At 63.0% G+C, this 26,657-nt stretch carries 28 protein-coding genes; 17 read left to right on the forward strand and 11 right to left on the reverse strand.

From position 1 onward, the window contains the following. The first annotated feature begins 201 nt into the window (after nucleotides 1–201). Nucleotides 202–1,203, forward strand: coding sequence for a polysaccharide deacetylase family protein (locus JG746_RS26305; RefSeq protein WP_202355365.1), 1,002 nt, complete (start codon nucleotides 202–204; stop codon nucleotides 1,201–1,203). 30 nt (nucleotides 1,204–1,233) lie between these two features. On the opposite strand, the gene sbmA is transcribed toward JG746_RS26305, so the two are convergent. From sbmA to JG746_RS26320, 3 genes are all read right to left on the reverse strand, one after another. Next, nucleotides 1,234–2,493, reverse strand: a complete 1,260-nt coding sequence (sbmA, locus tag JG746_RS26310) for a peptide antibiotic transporter SbmA (protein WP_202355366.1) — start codon at nucleotides 2,491–2,493, stop codon at nucleotides 1,234–1,236. 114 nt (nucleotides 2,494–2,607) lie between these two features. Continuing rightward, on the reverse strand, nucleotides 2,608–3,768 hold the full coding sequence (locus JG746_RS26315; RefSeq protein WP_202355367.1) for a YbfB/YjiJ family MFS transporter: 1,161 nt from the start codon (nucleotides 3,766–3,768) through the stop codon (nucleotides 2,608–2,610). A gap of 116 nt (nucleotides 3,769–3,884) precedes the next feature. Beyond that, nucleotides 3,885–4,109 carry a hypothetical protein gene (locus JG746_RS26320; protein WP_202355368.1) on the reverse strand — a complete coding sequence of 75 codons (225 nt, stop codon included), beginning with the start codon at nucleotides 4,107–4,109 and terminating at the stop codon, nucleotides 3,885–3,887. Nucleotides 4,110–4,205: 96 nt separating this feature from the next. Between JG746_RS26320 and JG746_RS26325 the strand changes: the two genes are divergently transcribed. The 3 genes from JG746_RS26325 to JG746_RS26335 all read left to right on the forward strand — a co-directional run bounded on the left by JG746_RS26325 (nucleotide 4,206) and on the right by JG746_RS26335 (nucleotide 6,839). Further along, complete coding sequence (locus tag JG746_RS26325) at nucleotides 4,206–5,120, forward strand: LysR substrate-binding domain-containing protein (RefSeq protein WP_202355369.1); 915 nt, start codon at nucleotides 4,206–4,208, stop codon at nucleotides 5,118–5,120. Between the two features lie 85 nt (nucleotides 5,121–5,205). Beyond that, nucleotides 5,206–6,462, forward strand: a complete 1,257-nt coding sequence (locus JG746_RS26330) for an aminopeptidase (RefSeq protein WP_202355370.1) — start codon at nucleotides 5,206–5,208, stop codon at nucleotides 6,460–6,462. Between the two features lie 23 nt (nucleotides 6,463–6,485). Continuing rightward, nucleotides 6,486–6,839 carry a DUF488 domain-containing protein gene (locus JG746_RS26335; RefSeq protein WP_202355371.1) on the forward strand — a complete coding sequence of 118 codons (354 nt, stop codon included), beginning with the start codon at nucleotides 6,486–6,488 and terminating at the stop codon, nucleotides 6,837–6,839. 100 nt (nucleotides 6,840–6,939) lie between these two features. Here the strand turns inward: JG746_RS26335 and JG746_RS26340 are convergent, their stop codons facing one another. Then, nucleotides 6,940–7,290, reverse strand: a complete 351-nt coding sequence (locus tag JG746_RS26340; protein WP_202355372.1) for an ArsC family reductase — start codon at nucleotides 7,288–7,290, stop codon at nucleotides 6,940–6,942. Between the two features lie 169 nt (nucleotides 7,291–7,459). On the opposite strand from JG746_RS26340, the gene JG746_RS26345 reads away from it, so the two are divergent. Together JG746_RS26345 and JG746_RS26350 are read left to right on the forward strand one after the other, a co-directional pair. Further along, a complete protein-coding gene (locus tag JG746_RS26345) occupies nucleotides 7,460–7,816 on the forward strand; it encodes an ArsR/SmtB family transcription factor (protein WP_202355373.1) in 357 nt (118 codons plus the stop codon). Further along, nucleotides 7,813–8,292, forward strand: coding sequence for an SRPBCC family protein (locus JG746_RS26350; protein WP_202355374.1), 480 nt, complete (start codon nucleotides 7,813–7,815; stop codon nucleotides 8,290–8,292). The genes JG746_RS26345 and JG746_RS26350 overlap by 4 nt, the downstream gene beginning before the upstream one ends. 97 nt (nucleotides 8,293–8,389) lie before the next feature. On the opposite strand, the gene JG746_RS26355 is transcribed toward JG746_RS26350, so the two are convergent. Continuing rightward, nucleotides 8,390–8,743, reverse strand: a complete 354-nt coding sequence (locus JG746_RS26355; RefSeq protein WP_202355375.1) for a SnoaL-like domain-containing protein — start codon at nucleotides 8,741–8,743, stop codon at nucleotides 8,390–8,392. 185 nt (nucleotides 8,744–8,928) lie between these two features. Between JG746_RS26355 and JG746_RS26360 the strand changes: the two genes are divergently transcribed. Beyond that, nucleotides 8,929–9,633, forward strand: a complete 705-nt coding sequence (locus JG746_RS26360; RefSeq protein ID WP_202355376.1) for an SOS response-associated peptidase — start codon at nucleotides 8,929–8,931, stop codon at nucleotides 9,631–9,633. Nucleotides 9,634–10,090: 457 nt separating this feature from the next. On the opposite strand, the gene JG746_RS26365 is transcribed toward JG746_RS26360, so the two are convergent. The 6 genes from JG746_RS26365 to JG746_RS26390 form a co-directional block, all read right to left on the reverse strand. Next, nucleotides 10,091–11,176 (reverse strand): ABC transporter ATP-binding protein, encoded by a 1,086-nt coding sequence (locus JG746_RS26365; protein WP_202355377.1) that lies wholly within the window; start codon nucleotides 11,174–11,176, stop codon nucleotides 10,091–10,093. Beyond that, a complete protein-coding gene (locus tag JG746_RS26370) occupies nucleotides 11,166–11,774 on the reverse strand; it encodes a cupin domain-containing protein (RefSeq protein WP_202355378.1) in 609 nt (202 codons plus the stop codon). The genes JG746_RS26365 and JG746_RS26370 overlap by 11 nt, the downstream gene beginning before the upstream one ends. Before the next feature lie 300 nt (nucleotides 11,775–12,074). Next, on the reverse strand, nucleotides 12,075–13,145 hold the full coding sequence (locus JG746_RS26375) for an ABC transporter substrate-binding protein (RefSeq protein ID WP_202355379.1): 1,071 nt from the start codon (nucleotides 13,143–13,145) through the stop codon (nucleotides 12,075–12,077). 26 nt (nucleotides 13,146–13,171) lie between these two features. Continuing rightward, a complete protein-coding gene (locus tag JG746_RS26380) occupies nucleotides 13,172–13,993 on the reverse strand; it encodes an ABC transporter permease (RefSeq protein ID WP_202355380.1) in 822 nt (273 codons plus the stop codon). Continuing rightward, entirely contained in the window at nucleotides 13,990–14,874 is an 885-nt protein-coding gene (locus JG746_RS26385; RefSeq protein WP_202355381.1) for an ABC transporter permease, read from the reverse strand. Before JG746_RS26385 ends, JG746_RS26380 begins: the two co-directional genes overlap by 4 nt. Before the next feature lie 200 nt (nucleotides 14,875–15,074). Then, nucleotides 15,075–16,013 (reverse strand): SMP-30/gluconolactonase/LRE family protein, encoded by a 939-nt coding sequence (locus JG746_RS26390; RefSeq protein WP_244730450.1) that lies wholly within the window; start codon nucleotides 16,011–16,013, stop codon nucleotides 15,075–15,077. 72 nt (nucleotides 16,014–16,085) lie between these two features. Here JG746_RS26390 and JG746_RS26395 point away from each other — a divergent pair, with 72 nt between their 5' ends. The 10 genes from JG746_RS26395 to JG746_RS26440 all read left to right on the forward strand — a co-directional run bounded on the left by JG746_RS26395 (nucleotide 16,086) and on the right by JG746_RS26440 (nucleotide 26,440). After that, nucleotides 16,086–16,808 carry a FadR/GntR family transcriptional regulator gene (locus JG746_RS26395; protein WP_202355382.1) on the forward strand — a complete coding sequence of 241 codons (723 nt, stop codon included), beginning with the start codon at nucleotides 16,086–16,088 and terminating at the stop codon, nucleotides 16,806–16,808. Continuing rightward, nucleotides 16,805–18,007 carry a mandelate racemase/muconate lactonizing enzyme family protein gene (locus tag JG746_RS26400; protein ID WP_202355383.1) on the forward strand — a complete coding sequence of 401 codons (1,203 nt, stop codon included), beginning with the start codon at nucleotides 16,805–16,807 and terminating at the stop codon, nucleotides 18,005–18,007. Before JG746_RS26395 ends, JG746_RS26400 begins: the two co-directional genes overlap by 4 nt. A 25-nt stretch (nucleotides 18,008–18,032) precedes the next feature. Further along, nucleotides 18,033–19,010 carry a sugar ABC transporter substrate-binding protein gene (locus JG746_RS26405; protein WP_202355384.1) on the forward strand — a complete coding sequence of 326 codons (978 nt, stop codon included), beginning with the start codon at nucleotides 18,033–18,035 and terminating at the stop codon, nucleotides 19,008–19,010. 78 nt (nucleotides 19,011–19,088) lie between these two features. Beyond that, on the forward strand, nucleotides 19,089–20,066 hold the full coding sequence (locus JG746_RS26410; RefSeq protein ID WP_202355385.1) for an ABC transporter permease: 978 nt from the start codon (nucleotides 19,089–19,091) through the stop codon (nucleotides 20,064–20,066). A 3-nt stretch (nucleotides 20,067–20,069) separates the two neighbouring features. Then, nucleotides 20,070–20,801 carry an ATP-binding cassette domain-containing protein gene (locus JG746_RS26415; RefSeq protein WP_202355386.1) on the forward strand — a complete coding sequence of 244 codons (732 nt, stop codon included), beginning with the start codon at nucleotides 20,070–20,072 and terminating at the stop codon, nucleotides 20,799–20,801. A 15-nt stretch (nucleotides 20,802–20,816) separates the two neighbouring features. Continuing rightward, entirely contained in the window at nucleotides 20,817–21,572 is a 756-nt protein-coding gene (locus tag JG746_RS26420) for an SDR family oxidoreductase (RefSeq protein WP_202355387.1), read from the forward strand. Nucleotides 21,573–21,588: 16 nt separating this feature from the next. Beyond that, nucleotides 21,589–22,458 (forward strand): aldose 1-epimerase, encoded by an 870-nt coding sequence (locus JG746_RS26425; RefSeq protein WP_244730452.1) that lies wholly within the window; start codon nucleotides 21,589–21,591, stop codon nucleotides 22,456–22,458. A gap of 160 nt (nucleotides 22,459–22,618) precedes the next feature. Beyond that, nucleotides 22,619–23,776: a fumarylacetoacetate hydrolase family protein gene (locus tag JG746_RS26430; protein WP_202355389.1), complete on the forward strand. Its 1,158-nt coding sequence runs from the start codon at nucleotides 22,619–22,621 to the stop codon at nucleotides 23,774–23,776. Between the two features lie 103 nt (nucleotides 23,777–23,879). Continuing rightward, on the forward strand, nucleotides 23,880–25,409 hold the full coding sequence (locus JG746_RS26435; RefSeq protein WP_202355390.1) for a sugar ABC transporter ATP-binding protein: 1,530 nt from the start codon (nucleotides 23,880–23,882) through the stop codon (nucleotides 25,407–25,409). Beyond that, the gene (locus tag JG746_RS26440; RefSeq protein ID WP_202355391.1) at nucleotides 25,406–26,440 is read left to right on the forward strand and encodes an ABC transporter permease; all 1,035 of its coding nucleotides are present in this window, start codon (nucleotides 25,406–25,408) and stop codon (nucleotides 26,438–26,440) included. The genes JG746_RS26435 and JG746_RS26440 overlap by 4 nt, the downstream gene beginning before the upstream one ends. The last annotated feature ends 217 nt before the right edge of the window (nucleotides 26,441–26,657 follow it).

Raw genomic sequence — 26,657 nt, forward strand, 5'->3', positions numbered from 1 at the left:
TGTCGGCATGGAAGGGGTTCGGCCGGAAAATCGCCCATTCCCCCCGGGTCAAACAGATGTTTGTCCGGGGCAAGCCGATGTTTGCCCCCGGGGCAAGCCGATGTTTGCCTCCGGGGCAGACCGGCAAAAAACCCAATCGCACCCACGCCACATTTCGGGAATAGCCGGCTTTGTGACCGCCCGGAGCCTGTAAGTTTGCCGATGCCTAGTTTGTCCCGCGTTGCCGCGTTCGCGCTTGCCTCCCTCGCCTCTGCCGGCGCGGCCGTGGCCGATCCGCCCGCGCCGCCAATCCAGGCAAAGCCGAAGCAGGTGGTGATCATCTCGTTCGACAGCGCCCGCGACATTTCGCAGTGGAAGCGCAGCCGGGCGCTGGCGCAGCGCACCGGCGCGCATTTCACCTATTTTCTCTCCTGCGTCTTCCTGCTGTCGCCGGAGACGCGCAAGGAATACACCGCGCCCGGCAAAACGGCGGGCAAATCCAACATCGGCTTTGCCGCTTCCAAGCAGGAAGTGGCCGAACGGCTAGAGCAGATCGGCCTTGCCGCGCATGAAGGCCACGACATCGCCAGCCACGCCTGCGGCCATTTCGACGGCAAGGACTGGAGCAAGGCCGACTGGCTGACCGAATTCGCCTCGTTCGAGCACATTCTCGAGAATGCCTATGCGATCAACGGCATTGCGCCCGAACCCGATGGCTGGCGCGATTTCACCCGGCATGCCGTGATCGGTTTTCGCGCGCCCTATCTGTCGGCAAGCAAGTCGCTCTATGAAGCGCTGCCGGCCGCCGGCTACCAGTTCGACGCCAGCAGCGTCTCGCAAGGCCCCGCCCAGCCGCCGACCGCCGGCGGCATCACCCGCTTTTCACTGCCGCAGATCCCGGAAGGGCCGAAATCGCGGCCGGTGATCGCCATGGACTACAATCTCTATGTCAGGCATTCCGGCGGCTTCGAGCGGCCGAGCAAGGCCGGCGAATTCGCCGACCGGGCCTATCAGGCTTTCCGCGCCGCCTTCGACGCGCAGTATCAGGGCAAGCGCATCCCGCTGGAACTCGGCTTCCACTTCACGCTGATGAATGAAGGCGCCTATTGGAACGCGCTGGAGCGCTTCGCCGGCGAGGTCTGCGTCAAATCCGATGTCGAATGCATCAGTTTTCGCGATTATGTTTCGCGACAGGCTCAGAAACAGGCCTCGGTTGGCGGCTGAGCCGCCAACGCGCTTCGCATCAAACCCTTACTATGCCGGATCTTCGGCGCCCTGCCTTGCCAGATAGCGCTGGTCGATATCGGGCAGCGGCTCGCCCAGCAGCGTCGCCTCGAAGGCGCGCAGGCGCTTGTGGACCGATTGCAGTTCGACAATGGTCGACCACGAGGTCAGCAGGAACTGCAGCGAACCCGTCACCTTGCCGAAGGCATTCGAGATCTGGTTCAGCGCGCCGAACGTTATCTTGTGCGCGACCAGCGACGGACCCAGGATCAGCAGCGAGAAGATGTTGTCGGCTTGCAGGTAGGTGTACCGGACGACGTTGAAATAGATGTAGTGGAAATAGAGCCTGAAATAATTGTGGCGGACATTGGCGAACAACTCGGCGGTGGTGGCGGGCTGTGCACGGTCCGCATGATCCTCACCGTAAACCAGCTCCTTGCGGTAGGCGGCTTCGACGCGCTGGTTGCGGAACTGCAACCCCGGAAGTTTCAGGCCGGCAATCATCACCGAGATCGTTCCGAACAGACACCAGGCAAGTGCCGCGACCACCAAAGGCTGCGGGATCGCGCCGATGATCGGCAACTCGCTGATATGAGCCTGCAGTTGGATCATCACCGGCAGGAAGGCGATCAGGGTCATGATCGACTGGACGAAGCTGGAGCCGAGATCTTCCATGATCTGCGAGAACCGCATCGTGTCTTCCTGGATACGCTGCGAGGCGCCCTCGATATGGCGCAGCCTGGACCAGTTTTCGATGAAGTAGTTGTTCATCGCCGTGCGCCAGCGGAATATCCAGTGGCTGACGATGAAGGCATTGACCACCTGCACATTCATGCCGACCAGCGCCAGCCAGGAAAAGTCGGCCAGCCCGGTATAAAATTCGCCGTTGGTCGATTTTCCGGTGCCTGACATCAGGCCTTGCACGTAGTCGAAGAAAGGCCCGTACCAGGCGTTTACGGCGACGCTGACCTGCACATTGAAATAGATGAAGAACAGGATCACCGCCGTCATCAGGATCGACCAGCGCTGCCACGGGTGCGGCGAATACCAACTCCAGAATGCGTAGAAGATGGCCACGCAGGCCACGAAGTAGATGTAGAACCAGAGAAACGGCTTCGACACCAGCACGGCGATGCCGATGATCGGCGGCGCGTCGGCGGCGGCGGCCGGCAGGCCGAAAAAGGCGCCCAGTTGCTCGCCACCGAAAAACCAGAACAGGATTGCCGCAAGGCTCCAGATGGCGGCCGAAGAGAAAAAGAGCTTCGGCTGCGGAAAGAAGGATACGAACACTGTGGCGAATTCCTTGCTCGATGGGCAAATCAGCTGACTTCGGCGGGCATAAAGTCACACATTAGGGGGAAAGAAAATGCCTGCCCGACACCCGGCGCAGAGCAAGACCACAAATCATGGCGATTTTGGCGCGGCCGACCATGTGATGACGCCGGAGACCACCAGCATGGCCGCGGCGACGATCGAAGCGAGGAAGAAATCGCCCGACATCTGCGCCAGAAGGCCGGCGGCGATCGGGCCGATGATCTGGCCAAGGCCGAACGACGCCGTCATCGAGGCAAAGATGCGCCGGGGCGCCTGTGGCGCCTGCTGGCGGGCGGCCTGCAGGCCAAGCGCGGTGATGGCGATGAAGGTGCCGCCAAGCAGCAGACCGCCAAGCAGTGGTCCCGGATATCCGCCAAGGGCCACGCTGGCGGTGACGCCGATCACCTCTATGAAACATGCCAGCGCATAGGCGGCATGGAGCCCGATCCGCCCAGCGATCTTCTGCCAGAGCCAGGTCGAGGGAAAACCGGCAAGACCAGCGACCAACCAGACCATGGCCTCGAAAACGCGGCTGCCGCCGCCCTGGCGAACGATGGCGACCAGGAACGTCGCCGTCACCACATAGCCAAAGCCGAACAGGCCGTAGGCGATGATGATCTTCATCAGCGACCGGTCTTTCGGCAGGGCCGGCTCACGGACGGCTTGACCATTGGCGAGCGGGCCTTCGTTCGCCAGAAGCGCCACAGCCGCGAAACCACAAGCCGAAATCGCCGCCGACCACAACCAGCCCGCGGCCCAGCCGGCGTGCTCGGTCACCAGCACCGCCATCATCGCCGCGGAGATCGCGATACCGAGACCAACACCGCCGAAATGCCATGCCTGCAGGTCGCCACGACCAGCGGCATTGATATGGCTGAAAACGATGCTGGCCATGAACACCATGACGAAAGCGCTGGCCAGGCCGGCCAGAAAGCGGATGACGAGAAAGGCGACCATGGCGTCGGTCAACCCCATCAACGCCGCAAGGATGGTGCTGGCGCCAAGTCCAGTGAGCATCAGCAGACGCTCGCGGCCCTGCGCCCAGCCGCCCGCCGCCGCAAACGCGCCGACGAGGTAGCCGAGATAATTGGCCGACGCGATCCATCCGGCATTGGCCGGCGACAGATGCAGTTCTTCCATCATGCCGGGCAGGATCGGCGTGTAGACGAAGCGGCCGATGCCCATGGCCACCGCCATCGCAATCATGCCGGCGACGGTGAAGCGCAGCGCTGTTGAGGTGGCGGATCTCATTGCAGCGCACAATAAATGCGGGGGTCGCTGAAACAATCCGCTATCTGTTGGGCCAGCGGAGCGCAGAGACCCGCGACAGGTTCGACTTATACTGGAACCGAAGGCGCCTGCTCGGCTCAGCAGCGCCCGCCGAAACCGGCATGCAATGAAGCCGTCTCGTACACCGTTCGCCGCGCCGTCAGCCTGAACGGCACGTCGCCAAGCTCACGTTCCGACATGGTGTTCAGCACGGGATGCGACAGCGGATCGGTCAGCCATGTCTGCGTATCGCCCTGCGCGCGCGGCCCGAACGGCGCGTCGATGGCAAACAGAACCTTCAGCGATGACAACAGCCTTAACATTTACGGCTCCTTGAGCTTGGCTCACGTCGATAAAGTCTGCCGTTCCCTTGCGTCTTTCAATTGAGATTTCAGCCGGATCGGTTTAGAAAATCTCAAATGGCCATGCTCAACCGCGTCCATCTCAACGGCCTTCGCGCCGTCGAAACCGTTGCCCGTCTCGGCTCGCTTGCGGCGGCGGCGGCCGAGCTCGACGTTTCCGTCAGTGCCGTCAGCCAGCAGATAAGCCGCACTGAAAAGCAGCTCGGCCAGGCACTGTTCGAGCGCACGGCGAGCGGTCTGGTGCTGACCGAATTCGGCTCTGTCTTCGCGACCCGTCTTGGGGCCGGATTTCGCGAGCTTGCCCAGGCCGTGGCGCTGGCCGACGAAGCGACCCAATGCACATTGGTTGTCTCGGCGGCACCGGCCTTCGCTTCGAAATGGCTGTTGCCCAGGCTATCGCGTCACTTCGACCGGCACCCCAATGTGCTGCTGCGCATCGACGCGTCGGTGCGGCTGGCCAATCTCGATCGTTCCGACATCGATATCGCCATCCGCCTTGGCGACGGCAAATGGCCAGGCGGGCAAGCGGAACTGCTCCTGGCACAGGAAATCTTCCCGGTCTGCGCGCCTGACATCGCCGGAAAACTGAAAACGGTCGAGGACCTTGCCCAGACCTGCGCCATCACCGACGAGCGGGCGATGATCAACTGGGAGAGCTGGTTCGCGGCCGCCGGTATTGCGCCCGTCACCTTCCAGAAAGGCGCGCGCTTCACCGATCCGATGCTGTGCCTGGAGTCGGCGATTGCCGGCCATGGCGTGATGCTGGGCTGGCAATTGCTGACAGCAGATGCGCTGGCCGACGGGCGGCTGGTGGCACCGTTCGGCATCCGCGCGCAAAGCGGGCTCGGCTACTGGCTGGTGACCGCGTCTACCAAGGCCGAAAGTCGCAAGGTCCGGGACTTCAAGGCCTGGATCAAGGAAGAGATCGCGGCGACGATGGCGCAGTTCGGATCGCTCGAAAGCGCGGCCTAGGCCTGGCCCACCGCAAAGCTGGTGGAAAGGATCGCGGCAGCGGTCTATGTATGGGTCAGACCCCCACATCATGGCAGGCAGGATCATGACCACACATTCACGCGGCGTCTCCGCAACGATCGACCCGGTGAAGCTCGACAGGCTGGCGGAGGTCGCCATCAAGGTTGGACTGCAATTGCAGCCCGGACAGGATCTGGTGCTGACCTCGTCGATCGCCGCCCTGCCGCTGACCAGGCGCATCGTCGAGCACGCCTACAAGGCCGGCGCCGGGCTGGTGACGCCGATCTTCAACGATGACGAGATGACGCTGGCGCGCTACCGCTTCGGCGTCGACGCCAGCTTCGACCGCGCCGCCGGCTGGCTCTATGAAGGCATGGCGAAGGCCTTTTCCAACAATGCGGCGCGGCTTGCCGTGCGCGGCGAGGACCCGTCACTGTTGTCGGCGCAGGATCCCGCGAAAGTGGCGCGCGCCAACAAGGCGAACTCGATGGCCTACCAGCCGGCGCTGGAAAAGATCACCGGCTTCGACATCAATTGGAACATTGTCGCCTATCCCGATCTGGCCTGGGCCAAGCAGGTCTTCCCGGACGACGCCGACGATGTCGCGGTGGCCAAGCTCGCCGATGCCATTTTCGCCGCCTCGCGGGTCGACGTGGAAGACCCGATCGGCAACTGGACCGCGCACAATGCCGCGCTGCGCGGCCGCACCGAATGGCTGAACGGCCACAATTTCCACGCACTGCACTTCACCGGACCGGGCACCGACCTGACGGTCGGGCTGGCCGACGGCCATGAATGGATGGGCGGCGCCTCGACCGCCAAGAACGGCATCACCTGCAATCCCAACATCCCGACCGAGGAGGTCTTCACCACGCCGCACTCCAGGCGCGTCGAGGGTCATGTCTCCTCGACCAAGCCGCTGTCCTACCAGGGCACGCTGATCGACGAGATTTCGGTACGGTTCGAGGAAGGCAGGATCGTCGACGCCAAGGCGTCGAAGGGCGAGGATGTGCTGAAGAAGGTGCTCGACACCGACGAGGGCGCGCGCCGTCTTGGCGAAGTGGCGCTGGTGCCGCATTCCTCGCCGATCTCGGCCAGCGGCCTATTGTTCTTCAACACGCTGTTCGACGAAAATGCCGCCTGCCATATCGCGCTCGGCCAGTGCTATTCGAAATGCTTCGTCGACGGCGCCTCGCTCAGCCAGGACGAGATCGCCGCGCGCGGCGGCAACAAAAGTTTCATCCACATCGACTGGATGATCGGCTCGGACAAGATCGACATTGACGGCGTGAACAAGGACGGCAGCCGCGTGCCGGTGATGCGCAAGGGCGAGTGGGCCTGAGGGTTTCGGCAAAGGGAGGTCGAATGGCTTTCGACCTGATGGTCAAGCGGATTTACGAGCCGCCCGCACCCGATGACGGGCAGCGGGTGCTGGTGGATCGTATCTGGCCGCGCGGCGTCAGCAAGGAAGAGGCCGCACTGGCACTGTGGCTAAAAGAGATCGCTCCGAGCGACGAGTTGCGAAAATGGTTCGGGCACGAGGCTGCGCGCTGGACGGAGTTTCAGAAGCGGTACTGCGCGGAGTTGGACGGGAATGGCGAGGCGGTGGCGCAACTGCGCGGCTTTCTCCACCACGGCAAGGTGACGCTACTCTACGGAGCCCATGATGAGGCGCACAACAATGCGGTGGCGCTGGCGGGGTATTTGCGCGCGGGTTGAGGCGCTCGGAACTTTGGCAAGCAGGCGGGACAGCGCCCCCCTCTGTCCTGCCGGACATCTCCCCTACGGGGAGGAGATCGGACGTCACGACGCTTTCCGCCTACTTCCCTACCGCCTGCTCATAAGCCTCCGGCTTGAAGCCGACCAGAACCCGATCGCCGACTTCGAGCACCGGCCGCTTGACCATCGTCGGCTTGACCAGCATCAACGCCTTGGCCTTCTTTTCGTCGAGGCCCTGCTTGTCCTTGTCCGCCAGTTCGCGAAACGTCGTGCTCGCCTTGTTGAGCAACTTTTCCCAGCCGACCTTGCCGACCCAGCCATCCAGCCGCTTGGCGTCCAGCCCCTCCGCGCGGAAATCGTGAAACCGATAGGGCACATCATGGCTCTCCAGCCAGACGCGCGCCTTCTTGACCGTGTCGCAAGTGGTGATGCCGTAGATCGTAATCGTCAAAGCGCGCTTTCCTTGGGCTGACAGTCGAATCCCTCCCACAGCCTAAAACAGCCCTTCCCGCTTTGCCAGCGCCCAGGCCCGCAACCGCGGAATTTTCGGGCTTGCCAATACTAAGGAATTTTCCTAAGTATTTTCCAAACCACTTTTGGCAACGCCTCGGGACCGACCAATGACAAGCCTCCAGACTGCCAATTCGAGTCCTCCACCGATCGACGGCATTTTCCGCGCGCTTGCCGACCCGACCCGGCGGCGCGTCGTCGAGCGGCTGAACAGGAGCCCTGCCTCGGTCAGCGAACTGGCGCAGCCTTTCGGGATGGCGCTGCCCTCCTTCATCGAGCATCTCAAGGTGCTGGAAGGCTGCGGGCTGGTGCGATCGGAAAAGATCGGCCGAACCCGGACCTACCAACTGGCGCCCGAGCCGCTGCAGCTCGCCGAGAACTGGCTGGCCGAACAGCGGACACTGTGGGAGCGCCGCCTCGACCAGTTCGACGCCTATGTGATGACCCTCAAGGAGCAGGAAAAATGAGCTATCCCTTCAAGCCGGATCCCAGGCTGGACCTTGTGCTGGAGCGCGTCGTCGATGCGCCGCGCGAATTGCTGTGGCGAGCCTGGACGAAGCCGGAGCATGTCAAGCAATGGTTCACCCCCAAGCCGTGGCTGATCACCGATTGCGAGATCGATCTCAAGCCGGGCGGGCTGTTCCGCACACGCATGCAGTCGCCCGACGGCAAGGAGGTGAACGACCGCCATTGCTGCTATCTCGACATCGTGCCGAACGAGCGGCTGGTGTGGACGGATGCGCTGCTCCCGGGCTACCGGCCGTCAGGCGAGCCCTTCATTACCGCGGTCATTTCCCTCCAGCCGGATGGGCGCGGCACGCGCTACACCGCCACCGCCATCCACCGCGACGAGGCGACCCGCAACAACCATGAAGAGATGGGTTTCTTCGACGGCTGGGGCACGGTGGCCGATCAGCTAGCCGCTTATGTGAAGACGATTTAATCTCTCGCATGGCGGCCAGGACACCGTCCCGGCCGCCATGCTTGTTTCTCGATGCCGTGGCGAAGAGCCGCCTGCGAAGCCGGAGGTATATCCAGCCTCAATAGTAAAAGCGCTCTTCGGTGATCCTGCCGTTCTTGATGGTGTACAGGCCGACCTCGTCCATGGTGACACGCTGGCCGGTGGCCTTGGGCGTGATGTCGAACGTGAAGCGCACGGCGAACTGATCGCCATTGACATAAGGGCCCTCGACCGAGCCACCATGGACTTCGTGGTTCTCTTGCCACCATTGGCTTTTCTGCCTGAGGGCCTCCTTGCCATGGCTGACGGCCATCGGCCCCTCCATGGCTTCGTAACTGGCAATATCGTCGGCATTGTATTTCTCGGCGGCACCGTTGTGATCGCCCTGCTTGAGGAGCTCGGTGAAGTCCTTGGCAATGTCCGTGATGGTCATGTGTTCCTCCTGTTCTGACGCACTGCAATTAGGGAATAGCCTGCCTGTCTGCCACCGGTGCCCACATGACAGCTGACAAGGCGTGTCAGGACGATCGATATAGCGTGGCTCTGTGACGTCGAAATGCGGGGGCACGGGCAGCGGCCTCGGTTGCGGACACAGGCCAATTCCGCAATGCTAGGTGCATGTGCAACCTCTACAACATCACCACGACGCAAGAGGCGATCCGCCAATGGACGCGCGCCTTGCGCGATATCAGCGGCAACCTTGAACCTTCCGTTGACATCTATCCCAATCAGCCTGGCCCGGTCGTTCGCAACACGGCAGACGGGAAGCGTGAGCTGGCGAAACTGCTTTGGGGATTGCCGACGCCTCAAGAGCGTATGAAAGGCAAGGCCGACTACGGCACAACCAACGTTCGCAATCCGCAATACTCGCACTGGCAACAATTTGTCGGTGTCGAGAACAGATGCGTCGTGCCGGTCACCAGTTTTGCCGAACCCAGCCCGACACCGGGCGACAAGGACCCGGAAACAGGCATCCAGCGCAATTACTGGTTTGCCCGTGACGAAAGCCGGCCGCTGTTCTTCTTCGCCGGCTTCTGGACCCATTGGCAGGGTGTTCGAAAGGTCAAGGACGGACCTGGGGACTTCGAGTTGTTTGCCTTCATGACAACCAAGCCCAATGCCCTCATCGCTCCGATCCATGAGAAGGCCATGCCGGTAATCCTGACCACGTCGGAGGAGACGGAGGCCTGGCTGACAGCACCCTGGGCAGAAGCACGGCATTTGCAGCGAACAGCGCCAGACGACGCGTTGGTGATCGTTGAGAAGCCAGCCACGCAAATCAAGTTTCCGCAGCAGGCACCGGCCCAAGGGTCTCTTTTCTAGGCTGAGGGGATAGCCGCGTTCCTCACTCTTCGTCTCGCCATATCACACGGCGAACCATGCGGATTTCGACAAGGCGTCTGACACGAATTTTCAAGCGCTCAGCGGCACTCGGCAAAATTATGTCGGCATCAAGCTCGCGAAGCTTGCAGCGTTCGCACCGCATATGCCGCTCGACATCCCAAAAGGGAATGTCGCCGACAAGCTTGGCTAGATCGCCGGGCAGATAGTGCCGGGTGATATTGCAGTGCCGGCATCGGACGCGAATAAGTTGCCCCACCTCGTGCGCGAGGCATAGGGTTTGCACATTTCGGCGCGGTCGGGTGCTCATTTCCGGCATCAACTAATTTAGGAATGTCTTCCTAGATTAGTCAATTCCTACTTAACTCCATGGTCGTTTGTTAACAGTCGATCAGACCTGCCTGCGCGCCACCGTGCGGCCACCTTGCGAAGGTGAAGGCTAGCTCGCCAGCATGGGGCAGTTGGCGCCACGGCGCAGGCTGATATGCGCCACGTCGCCCACGCTGAATTGAAAACCCTCGGCCTGGCGCGGCGCATCGATGACAACCGGCAACCCCTGCCCCAGTTCGGCATGCAGCCGCAAGGTACGGCCGTGGAAGACGATGCTGTTGACGCGCGCTGGCGCCGTGCCGGGCGCGGCCTCGGTGGCCGCCAGCAGATCCTCCGGACGCACGCCGATGGTGCGCATCTCGCCTTCGCCGGGTGATTGGCCGGTTTCAGAAACGGCCTCCAGCGGCAAGGCGCCGGCAGCGAAGCGCAAACGATCGCCATCGCGACCCACAAAGCGCGATTGCAGGAGATTCATGGTGCCGATGAAGCTCGCCACGAACGTCGTGGCGGGCCGGTCATAGAGCGTCGCCGGCGGGGCGATCTGCTCGATGCGGCCCTTGTTCATCACGACGATGCGGTCGGAAATCGACAGGGCCTCGGTCTGATCGTGGGTGACCATGACGAATGTGGTGCCAAGCCGCGATTGCAGCCGCTTCAGCTCGACCTGCATCTGTTCGCGCAGATGCGCGTCGAGCGCCGACAGCGGTTCGTCGAGCAAGAGCACGCGCGGCTCGCAGACGATGGCGCGAGCAAGTGCCACGCGCTGACGCTGGCCGCCCGAGAGTTCCAAGACACGGGCGCGAAGCTTGTCGGCGAGACCGACCATGTCGAGGGCTTCACCGACCCGCTTTGCCTGCTCGGCACCGGTGAGTTTGCGCAGCGACAGGCCGAAGCCGACATTTTCGGCGACGTCCATATGCGGAAACAGCGCGTAGTCCTGGAACACGGTGTTGACCGGCCGGTCGAAGGGCCGAAGCGCGGTGATATCGCGGCCGTCGAGCAAGACCTTGCCGCTCGACGGGCTTTCGAAGCCGGCGATGACGCGCAGGCTGGTGGTCTTGCCACAGCCGGACGGTCCGAGCAGCGTGATGAATTCGCCGCTGACGATGTCGAGATCGACGGCATCGAGCCCGACGATGCCGCCTGGAAAAATCTTCGAGACCGACTGCAACCGGACAAGTGGATCAGGCGCCATCGCGAACCTCGGAGGGCTTCGTGGTGTTGACCCAGAGGATCTGGCATTGCTCGGCGCCGGGATTGCGGAAGGCATGCAGAAGCGTGCTCTTGAAGGCAAAGCTGTCGCCGGTCTTCAAGCCATATTTTGTCGAATCCACCACCAGCTCGACCTCGCCCGAAAGCACGTAGCCGAATTCGTGGCCGGCATGGGCATAGGCTTCCGCCGTGCCGCCGTCGGCCTCCACCGTCACCAGCATGCCGGTGAGCGTCGCGCCCGGCGGCGACAGCAGTGCCTTGGCGATGCCTTCGGACTTCACCGGGATGGAGCGCCGCTTGTCGGAGCGCACGCAGTAGAGATCGTTGACGGCCTCGTCGCCATCGGCGATCAGCGCCGAAGGCTCGATGTCGAGGGCGGCGGCGAGCGGCCAGATCACCTTGACGCGCAGCGAGGACATGCCGCGCTCGATCTGACTCAGCGCACCGATCGACACACCTGCCCTGGCCGCCAGTTCGGCCAGCGACAGGCGGCGCTCGAGCCGCAGCGCCCGCACGCGCCGGCCGACACGGATGTCGGCATCGTCCCTGGGTTTCTCGGCGGCCTCGTCAAGCATGTCCATGCATCGGTCCTTGTTGCGGTCTCTGGGGCCAGCACCTGACAATGGCCAGCCTCGGGATTGAATTCGCATTTTATCGGGCGTCGGCGCCGCCCCTCATCCGCCTGCCGGCACCTTCTCCCCGTATAGTGACGGGGAGGAGGAGGCTGGCCGCACCCTCGGCGCCTTTCTTACGACGTTGATGATTGGCGAAATCGGCGATGAGAGCGCCCCTCTCCCCGTCACCATATAGGGAGAGGATGCTGGCAGGCAGGGGAGGGGCAGCGCAAACCTCGACAATCAGTCATCCAATACAGCTGAAGCTCACCCGCCGGCCTTCACCTTCTCGAACATCTTGGCCACATCGTCGTTCTGCTTCATCGGTCCGGTGAAGATGGTGCTCTTCAGCATCACTTCGGGATCAGACGGCAGTTGCAACTTCTCCAGTTCATCCTTCGCCACGCCGGCGAAGGCGGTGCTGAGCGAACTGCCATAGCCATAGGACTGGATCAGGAATTTGCCCGAATCGGCATCCAGCCGGCTGTTGATGAAATCATAGGCGAGATCGACATTCTTGGCGTCCTTGAGCATGACGAAGCCGCAGGCCCAGGTCAGCATGCCTTCTTTCGGCTTCATGAACTCGACCGGCACGCCCTGCTTCTTCAGCGAGGTGGCCGATGCATTCCAGGTCATGGCGGCGACCAGCTGGCCGCTGGCCAGCGCCTGTTCGACCGAGGTCATGTCGGTGGTGTAGCTCGACAGCAGCGGGCGCTGCTCGCGCAGTTTTGCCGCGACCTTCTCCATCTGCTCAGACGTCATGTCGAACGGATTGACGCCAGCCAGAAGCGCGGCGACGATCGGCGTATCATGCACGGCGTCGATGGTCGCCATGCGGCCGGCATATTGCTTGTCCCAGAGCAGGTTCCAGCTCGCTTCCGGATTCTTCACCAGATCGGTGCGGTAGAGGATGGACGTGTTGCCCCAGTCCCACGGCACCATCCACACCTTGCCGTCGCCGGCCTGCAGATCGGGCAGGTTCTTGAACACCGGGAAGATCGAATCCCAGTTCTTGATGCGCTTGGTGTCGATCGGCTGCAGCAGGCCTTCCTTGTTCCAGCGCGCCACCTTGTCGTAGCAGGGATGCGCGATGTCAGGACGGAAGCCGGCCTTGACCTTGGTGAAGGCATCGTCGTCGTCGCCGAAGATCGAAGCCTCGACGCCATCGGGGTGCGCGGCAAGGAAGCTCTTGTTGAAGTCGGGCAATTCGTAGCCCGACCAGGTGAAATATTGCAGCTTTTCGGCGGCCAGCGCCACGCTCGACGACAAGGCGAGCGCCAATGCGGCGAGGCCGGCGCGGGCCTTTTGTCCGACTATCGATTTCAGGTGGAAGGTCATTTCTGTTCTCCTCTTCTTTGTTATGGTCAGGCTGGATTGCGGCGCGCGGCGCCGAGCCCGCGATGGCGCAGGATCTCGGCGGTGCCGGCGATGATGAAGGACACGACCAGGATCACTGTCCCCAGCGCCATGACGGTCGGCAGCGAGCGGGGAAAGCGCAGCTGGCTCCAGATATAGAGCGGCAGGGTCGGCTCGGTTCCCGCAAGGAAGAAGACGACGATGAATTCGTCGAAGGAAATCAGGAAGGCGAGCATGAAGGCCGACAGCACGGCCGGCAGGCTGAGCGGCAGCATGACGCGCCGGAACGTCGTCCAGTCGGAGGCGCCGAGGTCGAGCGCCGCCTCTCGAACCGTTTTCGGGATAGCGGCGAAACGGCTGCGCATGACGACCACGGTCGTCGGCAACGCCACCAGTATGTGGCCGAGCACGATGGCGACGCGCGAGGGCCCGAGGCCGATCAGGTTGACCAGGATCAAGAGCGATATGCCGACGATGACGCCGGGAATGAGGATCGGCAGCCTTGCTATGGCGCTGATCGTGGCGGCCAGCGGCGAGCGGCCATAGAGGTCCATGTAGGACACGGTGATGCCGCACAGCGTGGCGCCGGAAGCGGCGATGGCGCCGATGACGAGGCTGTTCAGGAGCGCGCCCGACAACGCCGGATTGCCGTAGAGCGTCAGATACCATTGCAACGTAAAACCCTGCAGCGGAAACGCTGCCTGGATGGAATCGTTGAAGGAAAACAGCGGGATCAGCAGGACCGGCAGATAGAGAAAGACCAGATAGGCAAGCACGTAGAGGCCGAGCCAGCTGCCATCCCGTTTCGTGCCGGCGCGGTTCGCTTTCATGGGCGGCTGCCAAATCTGTGGTCGGCGCCGCGCGCGACAAGCACCACGGCGAGAATGACCAGCATGACGCAGACCGAAAGGGCCGCGCCGAACGGCCAGTCATTTGCCTTGCCGAACTGCGACTGGATCAGCGTGCCGATCATGGTACTGGCCGGGCCGCCGACCATGGCCGGCGTGACATAGTCGCCAACGGTCGGCACGAAGACGACGAGCGCGGCGGCCAATACCCCCGGCATGGAGTTCGGCAGCACGACGCGACGGAATGCGGTGAACGGGCGCGCGCCGAGGTCGGAGGCGGCCTCGAGCAGCGATTTGGGGATGGTGTCCAGCGCGACATAGATCGGCAGGATGGCGAAGGGCGCGTAGGCATGCGCAAGCGTGACGACCACCGCGGCCGGCGTGTTGAGAAAGGCCAGCGTCGGCTCAGACCAGATGCCGCTTTCAATCAGCGCCGAGTTCAGGACGCCGTTATAGGCGAGCACGATCTTCCAGGCGAAGACGCGCAGGAGATAGCTGGTCCAGAACGGCAGCGTCACCAGGAAGAGCAGCAGGCTGCGCCGCCGCCCGGCGTGGAAGGCGAGATAGTAGGCGACGGGATAGGCGGTGACGACGGTCGCCAGCGTCACCAGGCCGGCAATGACCAGCGAGCGCAGCGTCACCGTCCAGTAGAGCGGATCGGTGGCCACGGTGACGAAGTTCCCGACGGTCAGCCCGACGCCGAGCAGCGAGCCGTCATTGCCACGGAAGGCGAGGAACAGCACCAGCCCAAGCGCGAACAGGATCAGCAGGAAGGTGACCAGCGCACCGGGCAGCAGCATGGCGAGCCGGAAGCCCGATGAAGACCGGGCCTCTGGCGCTTGTGCTGCAACGAAGGCCGACATCGACCTGCCCACCGAGATTTTGAAATTGGCTAAGACTTTTTCATATTCATGAAACTGTCAAGCGGAATCCGGCTTTCCTGAATTGGACGCAATCAACGTTCCAGCGACTGCGGGAACGTTTGGGCCTTGCCCGGAATGGTCGAAAAGGCGGTAGCCGGCCTGGCAAGCCTGCCGTTCTCCGCCGCGTTGGTCGGGTCGTCTCATCCGAATCGTTTGGTCGGGGCGCCTCGAACGCCTACGCGCACCGCGAACAGCCCGCCCTCCTGCGGGTTCGCCCGCAAATGACTCTCGCTCATGGTAAACCGCGCCGAGGTGACGAAGAGGGTGTCGAAATTCTCGCCGCCGAAGGCACAGCTCGTCGGCCAGCTGCAGGGCAGCTCCACCACTCTGTCCAGAACCCCGTCAGGTGAAATGCGAACCAGGCAGCCGCCGCCCGCAACGCGACAGTTCCAGACGTAGCCCTCCGCATCCATGCACGACCCGTCCGGCAGGCCGCGAGGAAAACCCGAAAAGAAAGGACGCCTGTCGGTTATTCGCGACCGCACCCTGTCCCAGTGGTAGCGAAAGATCTGGTTCTTCGTCGTGTCCGCCGTGATGAACGTATCATCCGCCGCCCAGACCATCGTGTTGGTGATGCCGAAGCGATCGGTACTGAGCGCCTCGACAGTGCCGGCTGTGTCGACACGATAGATCCGCCCCGCATCTCGCGAAATATCGCGCGCAAGATCGTCTGCGCCGATGTTGTTTTCCATCGTGCCGACCCAGAACGAGCCGTCCGGGGCGACCACGCCCTCATTCAAGCGTGTGTCAGGGCTGTCCGGTTCGATCGTCGCGATCGTCCTGAAGCTCTCTCCAAAATCCCACAGCGCCACGTCCTTTCGCAGCCCGACGATCGCGCCGCCGTCCCGGCGCAGGCCAATCGAGGTTGCGAGGTCCGGGGTCCGCCAGCTCTGATGATCGCGAGTAGCCGGATCGAACCGGTGAATGCGCCGCCCGATGATGTCCACCCAGATCAGTGCCTTCCTGTTCTCGTCCCAGAGCAGGCTCTCACCGACGATATCCCTGGCATTACACACCAAGCTCGGCTGTTTTTTTTTCGCTATCCACTGCCCTTCCCCTCCCAGCTGTCGCGCGGTCAATCGCTATTGACAGACAAGATTTCATAAAGCTATAGGCATTTCAAGAAAACATGTCATACAGGTTTAGGGCAAATGGTAAGCGATCGCAGCATAGAGCCTGACGAGACGAATCCCGGGCTGGTGAGTGCCGCCATTCAGGCCATCACCCAACACATCCGCGTCGAAGGCCTTGGCCCCGGCGACCTCTTGCCCAGTGAAGCCGACATGACCCGCAAGCTCAGTGTCTCGCGCACAGTGGTGCGGGAGGCGTTTCGATCGTTGTCGGCGATGCGTCTCATCGACATGAGCGCCGGCCGGCGTGCCAGCGTCGCCAAGCTCGACATTGGCGCCATGTCGATGGTGATTGAGCACGGCGTCACCACCGAACAGATCAGCGTCCAGCAGGTTTATGATGTGCGCCGCACCATCGAAATGCGCACGGTGGCGCTCGCCGCACTCCGGCGGACCGATGCGGAGGCGGCTGAAATACAGAAATGCGCGCAGCTGATGCGCGAGAATTACCGTACGCCCGAGATCGTCATGGAGTACGACATCGCATTCCATGAGGCGATCGCGCAGGCCTCCCACAACCCGGTGTTTTCGTTGATCATCAACGCCTTCAGCGGTGTCACGCGACGCACCTGGGTGATCGGCTGGCGTACGCGCGCCACCGAGGAAGAGCAGATCAAGATGATCGAGGGGCACGCGGATATTGCCCGGGCGATCGTCGCTGGGAACCCGCAACTTGCCGCCGAACATATGGCCGCGCATTTCGACAAGAGCGTCAAGGCATTGATCGACGCGGGGATCGCATGAAAATCCGCTCGATCGAGACCATCCGCATCGAAGAACGACCCAATCTACTCTGGGTCGAGGTGCATACGGACGAGGGCGTCACCGGCCTCGGCGAAACCTTTTTCCTGGCCCGCACGGTCGAGGAATACATCCACGAATATGTCGCGCCACGCGTCATCGGCCGCGATCCACTGCAGATCGATCTGCTTTCCGCAGATCTGGTTGGCTATCTCGGTTTCCGCTCAAGCGGGGTCGAAGTGCGCGGCAATTCCGCCTTCGACATCGCGCTCTGGGACATTTTCGGCAAGGCGATGAACCAGCCGATCGCGCAGCTTCTGGGAGGCTTTTCGCGGCAGTCCATCCGCACCTACAACACCTGCGCCGGCACCGAATACATCAAGGACGGCAAGGGACAGACCACCGCGAATTATGGTCTCGGCACAAGGCAAGGTTACGACGACCTGAACGGGTTTCTCCACCGCGCCGACGAATTGGCGGCGGAGCTGCTCGAGGACGGTATCACGGCCATGAAGATCTGGCCTTTCGACCATGCCGCAGAGAAAAGCCGGGGGCTAGACATTAGCGCCGGCGATCTCAAAGCCGCGCTGCAGCCCTTCGAGAAGATCCGCAAAGCCGTCGGCGACAAGATCGACATCATGGTCGAGTTCCACTCCATGTGGCAGCTCCTGCCCGCGATCAAGATCGCCAAGGCGCTCGGACCTTATGGCACCTACTGGCATGAGGATCCCATCCGCATGGACAGCCTCGCCGATCTCAAGCGCTATGAGGCCGCGAGCCCGGCGCCGATCTCGGCGTCGGAAACCTTGGGCAGTCGCTGGGCGTTCCGCGACCTTCTGGAGACGGGCGCCGCGGGCATCGTCATGCTGGACATTTCCTGGTGTGGCGGACTTTCCGAGGCACGCAAGATCGCAGCGATGGCGGAGGCCTGGCATCTGCCGGTCGCCCCGCACGACTGCACCGGGCCGGTGGTGCTGGCGGCGTCCACGCATTTGTCGCTCAACGCGCCCAACGCCCTCGTCCAGGAGAGTGTGCGGGCATTTTACAGGACCTGGTATCGCGACCTCGTGACCGCGCTGCCGGAAGTCAAGGACGGCATGATCACCGTGCCGCCTGGTCCCGGCCTCGGGCTGGAGCTCAATCCCGACCTCGGTCGGGCCTACACCGTCCATCGCCGGGTCTCCGACAAGACGGACATCTGAAGCACACTCAACGGGAGGAATAGAAATGAAACGACTGACTGCAACGCTTTTGCTCGCCACGACCCTGCTTGCCGGGCCTTCCGTCGCCAGTGCCGACGGGCTCAACATCGTCTTTACGCACCATTCGTCGGCCTCGAACACCTTCTGGCAGGCGGTGAAGAAGGGCTTTGACGATGCCTGCGGCAAGGTCGTGGCCAAGTGCAACATGATCTTCACCCAGACCGAAGGCTCGGTCGAACAGCAACTCGCCAACATGCGCGCCGCGCTTGCGGCCAAGCCGGATGCCCTGCTGACCTCGATTGTGGACAACAAGGCGTTCGACGACGTCATCAAGGAGGCGCGGGACGCCGGTGTGTTGGTGATTGCCGTCAATGTCGATGACACCGAAGGCGCCAAGGGCAATGCACGGCAGGCCTTCATCGGGCAAGGTTTCAAGCCGGCGGGCTATTCGCTCGGCAAAGCGATTTCCGAGAGCTTCCCGAAAGAGGGGCCGATCAAGGTTCTGGTCGGCATTTCCGCACCCGGCCAGAACTGGTCAGAAAGCCGCGGCGCGGGCGTCATGCAGTTCCTGGAAGAGTACAAGGCGGCCCACCCCGACCGCCAGGTTTCATGGGAGCGGATCGACAGCGGAACGGATCTTGCGATCACGTCCGATCGTGTCGGCGCCTATCTCAACGCGCATCCCGACACCACGGCCTATTTCGACACCGGCTTCTGGTGCGCGGGCGTTGCGCGCTCGCTGCAGGACCGCGGCGTCGCGCCGGGCAAGGTCCTGCTTGGCGGCTTCGATCTGGTGCCGGAAGTCCTGCAGCAGATGCAGAAGGGCTACGTCCAGGCTCTGGTGGATCAACAGCCCTACATGCAGGGCTTCATGCCCGTCATGGAAGCCTACCTGAACAAGAAGGTCGGTCTGGCCCCCTCCGACATCGATACGGGTCAAGGCATCGTACGCCCGGATCAGGCCGATGCGATCATGACGCTTTCCTCGCAAGGTCTGCGTTAAGCCCACACCCGCCATGTGTTCACCCGGCGGTCCGCGCACTGCCGGGTGGTCCCTTGCCTCGAATTCCTGGAGCCTGCCTTGAAACGCCTCTTCAAGACCTATCTGGAAAAGCCGGAACTGGCGGGACTGATCCTGCTGGTGCTTCTGGTGGTGATTTTCGAGATCCGCTCGGATGGCGTGTTCCTCAATCAGGATAACCTTCGCGGCATCCTCGGCATTCTGCCGGAAACGGGCCTCGTCGCCATCGGCGTCACGATCTTGATGATCAGCGGCGAGTTCGACCTGTCGGTTGGATCGGTGTTCGCGCTGATGCCGATGTGCATGGCGGTCCTCATGGTCGAAGGGCTGCCCTTCCCCCTTGCCTTGCTGGCCGGGCTTGTCGTCTGCGCGGTGATCGGATTTATCAACGGCTATGTGACGATCTGGTTCGAGATCCCGAGCTTTATCACCACGCTCGGCATGCTTTTCATCGCCCGGTCCCTGACGATCGTCGTCTCGGGCGGGTTTCCACCCTTGCTTCCCGCCGATCTGCCGAACTGGCTGTTCACCTCGTTCGTCGGCCCCGGCAACATGTTCCGCATGTCGTTCCTGTGGTTTGCGGGAATTGCGCTGCTGACATCCCTGATGCTTTCCAGAACCAATTTCGGCAACTGGATAAAGGCCACCGGCGGCTTCCACCCGGCTGCCGCCTCGATGGGCATCCCGACCGCGAGGGTAAAACTCGCATGCTTCGTGCTTTGCTCGATGCTGTCGGGTTTCGCCGGCATGCTGCAAGTGCTGAGGCTGGGCTCCCCCTTGCCTTCCATCGGCGAAGGTCTGGAACTCCAGGCGGTCGCCTCAGCGGTGATCGGCGGCGCTTCGCTCGCAGGCGGCATCGGCACGGTCGCCGGCGGCATCATCGGCACAATCCTCATCCGCATCATCGACAACGGGCTGGTGCTCTCGAATGTCGACGCGAACTGGTTCAAATTCGCGATCGGCTTCCTGACCATTTTCGCCGTCGTCGCCAATGCCTGGATGCGCAAACGCGCCAAGGCGATCAAGATGGAGGGCTGAGCCATGGAAGACGCAATCATCTCCGTGCGCAATCTTCACAAATGGTATTCCGGCGTCCATGCGTTGAAGGGGGTGAGCCTCGACCTGAAGCGCGGCGAGGCGCTCGGGCTGGTCGGCGACAACGGTGCCGGCAAATCGACGCTCATCAACATCCTGTCCGGCGTCCATACCGCTGACGAAGGCGAGATCCTGGTCGAAGGCAGACCGGTGCGGATCGCGAGGCCGCGCGATGCGATGAACCTCGGCATCGAGACCATCTACCAGTACAATTCTATGGTTCCCACCATGTCGATCGCCAGGAACCTGTTTATCGGCCGCGAACCGACGCTGTTTTCCTTATTCGGCGTCGGCATCCTGGATCAAAAGAAGATGGGCAGCGAGAGCATCAAGGCGATCGCCAATGTCGACCTGCATCTGCGCTCGCCCGACGCGCTGGTCGGTGAATTGTCAGGCGGCCAGCGGCAGGGTGTCGCCATCGCGCGCGCCATGCATTTCAAATCGAAGGTGATGATCCTCGACGAACCGACCAATCACCTTTCGGTCAAGGAGACCAGCAAGGTCATCGGCTTCGTGCGTGGACTGAAGGCGCAAGGGGTGACCGGCGTTTTCATCAGCCACAACATGCATCACGTCTTTGATTGCTGTGATCGCGTGGTCGCGATGGCGCGCGGCGAGGTCGTGCTCGACAAGCGCATCGAGGAGACCTCCATCGATGAAGTCCACAACGTGCTTTGAGGAGCGGGAACGGTGATGACGAACCTTTCCGGTAAAGGAGTGCTCCTGACGGGTGGTCTCGGTTCGCTGGGCCGCGCCCAGGCTGCCGCGCTTGCCCGCGCCGGCGCGCGCGTGCTGTTGCTTGACCGGCCGGAGAATGCCGAAGGGCCTGGAATCGCCGCGGAGCTGGCGGCGGCAAACAAGGGTACGATCGTCTATGTCGGTTGCGACTTGAACCAGCTGGCTGAAACCGAGGCAGCGGTTAGGGCGCTCGCCGACGCAGAAGGCACGATCGACATTCTGATCAACAACGCCGCGCTCATCATCAACCGTCCGTTCGAGGAATTCTCGCTTGGCGAGTACGAGGACCAGATCCGTGTGAATTCATCGGCTGCCTTCGCGCTGGCACGCGCCTGCGCCCCCGGCATGAAGAAGAAGGGCTGGGGCAGGATCGTCAACTTCTGCTCGGTGACGCTGAACGGCCGCTGGGAGGGCTACGTGCCCTATGTGGCCTCGAAGGGCGCCATGCTGGGACTGACCAAGTCGCTGGCGCGGGAATTGGGGCCACACGGCATCACCGTGAACGCGGTGTCGCCCGGCGCTGTCGTTTCCGAGGCAGAGGAGCGCGTCTTCGGAGAACGGCTCGAGGAATACAGTGACTGGATCCTCGCCAACCAAAGCCTTAAGCGGCGAATCGAGCCGCAGCATATCGCCGATTTGGTGCTATTCCTCGTCTCCCCGGCCGCGGACATGATCAGCGGTCAGAACATCAACATCGATGGCGGATGGTAGCCGTGGCGGCCTTTCGATGACCAACGACGATGAGATCGAACTTGCCGATGGGCGTGCAAGCCTCGTGGTGCGCCCCCGCGAGGGCGCCGCCATCATGCGCTACGACGCAATCCGACCCGGCCGAGCCCCCACGCCTCTCCTTGAGCCGTCGAGAGGCTTGCTGAAGTTCGGGTCGCAACTGCTGATCCCCTGGTCAAACCGCATTTCCGGTGGCGGCTTCGAGTTTGACGGGCGCTTCCATGCGATAGAGCCCAATGTCGAAGGCGAGGCGTTCCCGCTCCACGGCGACGCATTTCAAAGGCCGTGGCGGTTGACGAGGCGAACCCGCACCGAAATGGAGCTGGTCCTGGAGGATGGAGCGATCGGGCCTTACCGCTACCGTGCGAGCGTCCGCTATGCATTGGAGGATGGCGCGCTGTCCGCAGCGCTGACTGTCGAGAACCGAGCCGACATACGCCTGCCCTACGGGCTCGGTCTCCACCCCTGGTTTCCGCGCCGCCCGCGCACTTTGCTGCAAGCATCGGCGCATAGTGTCTGGCTGGAGGACGAACGACACCTACCGACGGGGGTGGTGCCGCTGTCCTCCCGGCCGGAATGGGATTTTTCGCAAGCCGCGCCGCTTCCCGGCGCCTGGGTCAACAATGCCTTCGAAGGTTGGAACGGGCACGCCTCGATCATCCAGCCGGATGACGCTATCGTCGTCACGGTCGAGGCATCGCCCTCGCTGAATGTCTTCGTCCTCTACTCGCCGGCACGAGACGCCGATTTCTTCTGCTTCGAACCCGTTTCACATGTGGTGGACGCCCATCACGGCAGCGGCCTGACCACGCTGGAAAAAGGCGCATCGACAAGCGCGCATTTGCGGTTACGTTGGGGCGAACTGTAGCGCCAAATCGGGAGTCGCGAAGCGGTGCGGCGACATGGTGGCAAGGACCTTTTCCGTTGATCGCCTGTCGCCTGGCACATGCTGCTTCAGGGCGTGTCGGCTTGAAGAGGCCATGCGCACCTCATAACATCGACCCATCCCGCGTAATGACGAGAGTGCAATGACAAACATGACGTTTCTGCCTGACGATGGCGTCTTTCTCGGCCGCGCTCGATCACCGGCTTCGCCCCATCCCCTGATCGTCACGGTGCGCGACGGCACCGTCCTCGACATCACGTCAAGCGTGGCGCCGACCGTGCGGGACGTCTGCGAGATGGCCGATCCGGCAGGGCATGTGCGCTCGGCCAAGGGCAAGCCGATCGGCGCGCTCGACGACATCGCGGCCAACGGTTTCGAGGCCAGGCGCGATCCGGCAAGACCCTATCTGCTCTCCCCGGTCGACCTGCAGGCGGTCAAGGCGTCGGGCGTGACCTTCGTCGTCAGCCTGCTCGAACGGGTGATCGAGGAACAGGCGCGCGGCTCGGCGGAAAAGGCCGACGCCATTCGTGCCGACATTGCCGGGCTGATCGGCCACGATCTGTCGAAGCTCAAGCCCGGTTCGCCTGAGGCGATGGAGATCAAGGCCAAGCTGATCGCGCGCGGTGCCTGGTCGCAATATCTGGAAGTGGGCATCGGCCCCGACGCCGAGATCTTCACCAAATGCCAGCCCATGGCCTCGGTAGGCTTCGGTGCCGATGTCGGCCTGCACCCGGTGTCGACCTGGAACAATCCGGAGCCGGAGATCGCCATGATCGCCGCCTCGAGCGGCAGGATCGTCGGCGCCACCATCGGCAACGACGTCAATCTGCGCGACGTCGAAGGCCGCTCCGCGCTGCTGCTCGGCAAGGCCAAGGACAACAATGCCTCCGCGTCGCTTGGCCCTTTCATCCGCCTGTTCGACGACACCTTCTCGATCGAAGACGTGAAGCGGGCCGTGGTGCGCCTGAAGGTCGAGGGCGAGGATGGCTTCTCGCTGGAGGGTGCAAGCTCGATGGCCGAGATCAGCCGTTCGCCGGAAGAGCTGGTTGCCGCCGCCATGGGCCCGCACCACCAGTATCCGGACGGGCTGGCGCTCTATCTCGGCACCATGTTCGTGCCATCGAAGGACCGTGGCGAAAAGGGCAAGGGGTTTACCCACAAGGTCGGCGACATCGTCACCATCTCGTCGGAAAAATTCGGCGCGCTGGTCAACCGGGTGCGGCTGTCGCCCGATTGCCCGCACTGGACCTACGGCGCCAGCCATCTCATGCGCGACCTGGCGAAGGCCGATCTCATCTAGAATCTGTCCAGAACGGCCGCAATCAACACAATTTTATGCAAAACCCGGATGACGGCGGACACAATCCGCTTCAAGATCGCGGTGCGGTCGGGGGGCCGTTCCGATGTCCGATTCGCCGATCCTGTTCGTGCGCAACGTCGCCAGGCGCTTTGGCGGCACGGTCGTGCTCGACGACATGAGCCTTATGGTCGAGCGCGGTTCGATCCACGCGCTGGTCGGCGAAAGCGGCGCCGGCAAGTCGACACTGACAAAGATGCTGGCGGGCATTGTCCGGCCCGACCGTGGCACCATCGAATTTGACAGCAAGATCGCGACGATCGACAGCCCCAACGCGGCGCGCAAGCTAGGCATTGGCGTGGTCCTTCAACAGCCGGGGCAGTTTCGCGAGCGCCCGGTGCTGGCCAATCTGTTCGTCAACCGCGAGCCGCTCCACAACGGGCTGATCTCGCGGCGCGAAATGGAGGCACGCAGCCGCGAGCTGCTTCGCCAGCTTGGCCTCGATGTCGATGTCCATGCGCCACTCGGCGATCTCGCGCCTGGTGAACGGCAGCTGGTCGCGATCGCCCGCGCGCTGTTGGAAAATCCGAGGCTGCTCCTTCTTGACGACCCGAATTCGGCGCTCGACCAGCGTCAGAGCGAGCGGCTGTTCGCCGTGCTGCGAGCGCTGAAAGCCAGGGGCATGAGCATGCTCTACGCGTCGAACCGGCTGGGGGACGCCCTTGCCATCGCCGATCAGCTGACGGTGATCCGCAACGGCCGCGACGTGCTGTCAAAGGCGCGGCAGGAGCTGACGGCGTCCGAGGAAGCGATGATCGGCCAGTTGCGCCAGTCGCTGTTCCCACTGCCGCTCAGGGTCCTGCCGACGCTTGCCGGCACGCTGCGGCCGCAGATCACCGTCGATGGGCTCGGCGGCGGCAGTCTGTCCGAGGTCAGCCTCACGGCCCGCACCGGCGAGATCCTCGGGCTTGCCGGTTCCGGAGCGCGGGACCTGCTTGCCTTGTTGTTCGGGCTGCGCAAGCCGCGCCAGGGCAAGGCGCGTTTTCCCGACGGCGACGGCTTGCCTAGGACCCGGACGGAAGCGGCGCGGCGCAATATATGCATGATTTCAGGTGAGCGCGGCAACGGGTTGATGCCGGAAAAATCCATCGCCTTCAACATGGCGAATGTCGTCGTCGGCGCACGCGACTGGGGGTCGCGCTGGTATTCGCCCAAGGCGGCGCTCGGCCGCGCCACGCGGCAGATCGAGGCACTGCGCATCAGGAGCGCGCCGGAAATGCCGGCGGGCTCGCTTTCGGCCGGTTGCCAGCAGAAGGTGATCATCGCCAAATGGCTGGAAATCGGCCCGCAAGTGGTGCTGCTCGACGAGCCCGCCCGCGGCATCGACATCGGCAGCAAGCAGGAGATCTACGCGCTGATCCGCCAGATGGCGGCCGGCGGCTGCATCGTGCTGCTGCATTCCAACGAACTGTCCGAGTTGACAGGGCTCTGCGATCGCATCCTGGCCTTCCACAAGGGCAGGCTGGCCGGCGAAATCGCCGGCGACGACATGGATGCGGGCAGGCTTCTGAAGCTGATCATTTCGGGCAAGCCCGCGGACGAAAACCGCCGGAGCAATCGGGAGAGCGCTGCATGACCAGGACCGAGACCGTGCCGCCGCTTGCCGGCTCGGTGAACCATAAGACCAGACGCAGCATCCGGCTGCCGGCCGAGACCGGTGCTGTCGTTGCGCTCGCCGTGCTGGTCGCACTGCTTGGCTGGCTGAACCCCTCCTTCCTCGAACCGGCCAATCTGCTCTCGGTGCTGGGCCAGGCCGCCCTGCCCGGCATTCTGGCGATCGGCATGGTGTTCGTGCTCTCGGCCCGCGAGATCGACCTTTCGGCGGGTGCTGTGTTCCATCTCACGGCGGCCTTCGCGGCCTTGCTGATGCTTGCCGGAATGGACCCCTGGCTTGCCTGTCTGGCGGGTGTCGCGGCGGGCGCTTGCCTTGGGCTGATCAACGGCCTGCTGGCGATCGTACTGCGCCTGCCGGCTCTGCTGGTAACGCTCGGCACATGGTGGATGACCCAGGGCCTGTCGCTGGTCGCCGGCAAGGGACAGACAGTCGTGCCGCCGGGCACGGACAGCGGCTTCTTCACGACACTGTCGGGCAAGGCGTTCTTGATGGTGCCGGCGACGGCCATCGTCTTTGTCTTGCTGGTGCCCGTAATGCATGCCGTGCTTCACCGCACGCGCTTCGGTTACCGGGTCCAGGCCGTGGGCAGCAATCCGCAGGCTGCCGCCTATGCCGGCATTCCAACCTCCAAGGTACGGCTGCTGACACTGGTGCTGATGGGCGCGATGGCGGGGCTGGCCGGGGTGATCCATGTCGGCGCGCATGGCGCCATTGCCCCCGGCGAGGGCAGCAATTTCACGTTGCTGGCGATCGCAGCGGCCATCATCGGCGGCACATCGCTTTCGGGCGGCCATGGCAGCGTCATCGGCGCCGCGATCGGCATGGTGGTCCTCCAGCTTATCCTCAGCGCCATGAGCATGCTTGGCGTTGATGCCGTGTGGAGCACATTTGCCGCCGGCGCCCTGGTCGTGCTTGCCCTTGCGGTCGACCGACTGGTCAAGCTGTGGCGCAGCCAGCGCGCCCGACACGATCATCACAATCCGCCCGGCTGAGCCTCGCCGCCAATCATCCGGGGTCCCGAAAAAATCACCTCGACTGATGCAATCTGATGGGACCGTTGATGGCGCCGCGTCGGGCGCCAACTACATCTGCAGATGGAGGCTTGCCATACGTCGAAAAAGGGAATGCTCTGAGGCATCCGAGCGGCGCTGGCAAAGACGCAAATCCGGCCGAAGCCGGAACAGGGACGGATCATCTTCAACCGGGAGG

The sequence above is a fragment of the Mesorhizobium sp. 113-3-3 genome, from assembly GCF_016756495.1.
In the GTDB taxonomy this organism is placed as follows: domain Bacteria; phylum Pseudomonadota; class Alphaproteobacteria; order Rhizobiales; family Rhizobiaceae; genus Mesorhizobium.

Bases quoted from the DNA above. Each gene is read 5' to 3' on its own strand.
- JG746_RS26305 (WP_202355365.1), top strand. From the start codon at position 202: ATGCCTAGTTTGTCCCGCGTTGCCGCGTTCGCGCTTGCCTCCCTCGCC.
- JG746_RS26315 (WP_202355367.1), bottom strand. From the start codon at position 3,768: ATGAGATCCGCCACCTCAACAGCGCTGCGCTTCACCGTCGCCGGCATG.
- JG746_RS26320 (WP_202355368.1), bottom strand. From the start codon at position 4,109: ATGTTAAGGCTGTTGTCATCGCTGAAGGTTCTGTTTGCCATCGACGCG.
- JG746_RS26325 (WP_202355369.1), top strand. From the start codon at position 4,206: ATGGCCATGCTCAACCGCGTCCATCTCAACGGCCTTCGCGCCGTCGAA.
- JG746_RS26330 (WP_202355370.1), top strand. From the start codon at position 5,206: ATGACCACACATTCACGCGGCGTCTCCGCAACGATCGACCCGGTGAAG.
- JG746_RS26335 (WP_202355371.1), top strand. From the start codon at position 6,486: ATGGCTTTCGACCTGATGGTCAAGCGGATTTACGAGCCGCCCGCACCC.
- JG746_RS26345 (WP_202355373.1), top strand. From the start codon at position 7,460: ATGACAAGCCTCCAGACTGCCAATTCGAGTCCTCCACCGATCGACGGC.
- JG746_RS26350 (WP_202355374.1), top strand. From the start codon at position 7,813: ATGAGCTATCCCTTCAAGCCGGATCCCAGGCTGGACCTTGTGCTGGAG.
- JG746_RS26355 (WP_202355375.1), bottom strand. From the start codon at position 8,743: ATGACCATCACGGACATTGCCAAGGACTTCACCGAGCTCCTCAAGCAG.
- JG746_RS26360 (WP_202355376.1), top strand. From the start codon at position 8,929: ATGTGCAACCTCTACAACATCACCACGACGCAAGAGGCGATCCGCCAA.
- JG746_RS26365 (WP_202355377.1), bottom strand. From the start codon at position 11,176: ATGGCGCCTGATCCACTTGTCCGGTTGCAGTCGGTCTCGAAGATTTTT.
- JG746_RS26370 (WP_202355378.1), bottom strand. From the start codon at position 11,774: ATGGACATGCTTGACGAGGCCGCCGAGAAACCCAGGGACGATGCCGAC.
- JG746_RS26375 (WP_202355379.1), bottom strand. From the start codon at position 13,145: ATGACCTTCCACCTGAAATCGATAGTCGGACAAAAGGCCCGCGCCGGC.
- JG746_RS26380 (WP_202355380.1), bottom strand. From the start codon at position 13,993: ATGAAAGCGAACCGCGCCGGCACGAAACGGGATGGCAGCTGGCTCGGC.
- JG746_RS26385 (WP_202355381.1), bottom strand. From the start codon at position 14,874: ATGTCGGCCTTCGTTGCAGCACAAGCGCCAGAGGCCCGGTCTTCATCG.
- JG746_RS26395 (WP_202355382.1), top strand. From the start codon at position 16,086: ATGGTAAGCGATCGCAGCATAGAGCCTGACGAGACGAATCCCGGGCTG.
- JG746_RS26400 (WP_202355383.1), top strand. From the start codon at position 16,805: ATGAAAATCCGCTCGATCGAGACCATCCGCATCGAAGAACGACCCAAT.
- JG746_RS26405 (WP_202355384.1), top strand. From the start codon at position 18,033: ATGAAACGACTGACTGCAACGCTTTTGCTCGCCACGACCCTGCTTGCC.
- JG746_RS26415 (WP_202355386.1), top strand. From the start codon at position 20,070: ATGGAAGACGCAATCATCTCCGTGCGCAATCTTCACAAATGGTATTCC.
- JG746_RS26420 (WP_202355387.1), top strand. From the start codon at position 20,817: ATGACGAACCTTTCCGGTAAAGGAGTGCTCCTGACGGGTGGTCTCGGT.
- JG746_RS26425 (WP_244730452.1), top strand. From the start codon at position 21,589: ATGACCAACGACGATGAGATCGAACTTGCCGATGGGCGTGCAAGCCTC.
- JG746_RS26430 (WP_202355389.1), top strand. From the start codon at position 22,619: ATGACAAACATGACGTTTCTGCCTGACGATGGCGTCTTTCTCGGCCGC.
- JG746_RS26435 (WP_202355390.1), top strand. From the start codon at position 23,880: ATGTCCGATTCGCCGATCCTGTTCGTGCGCAACGTCGCCAGGCGCTTT.
- JG746_RS26440 (WP_202355391.1), top strand. From the start codon at position 25,406: ATGACCAGGACCGAGACCGTGCCGCCGCTTGCCGGCTCGGTGAACCAT.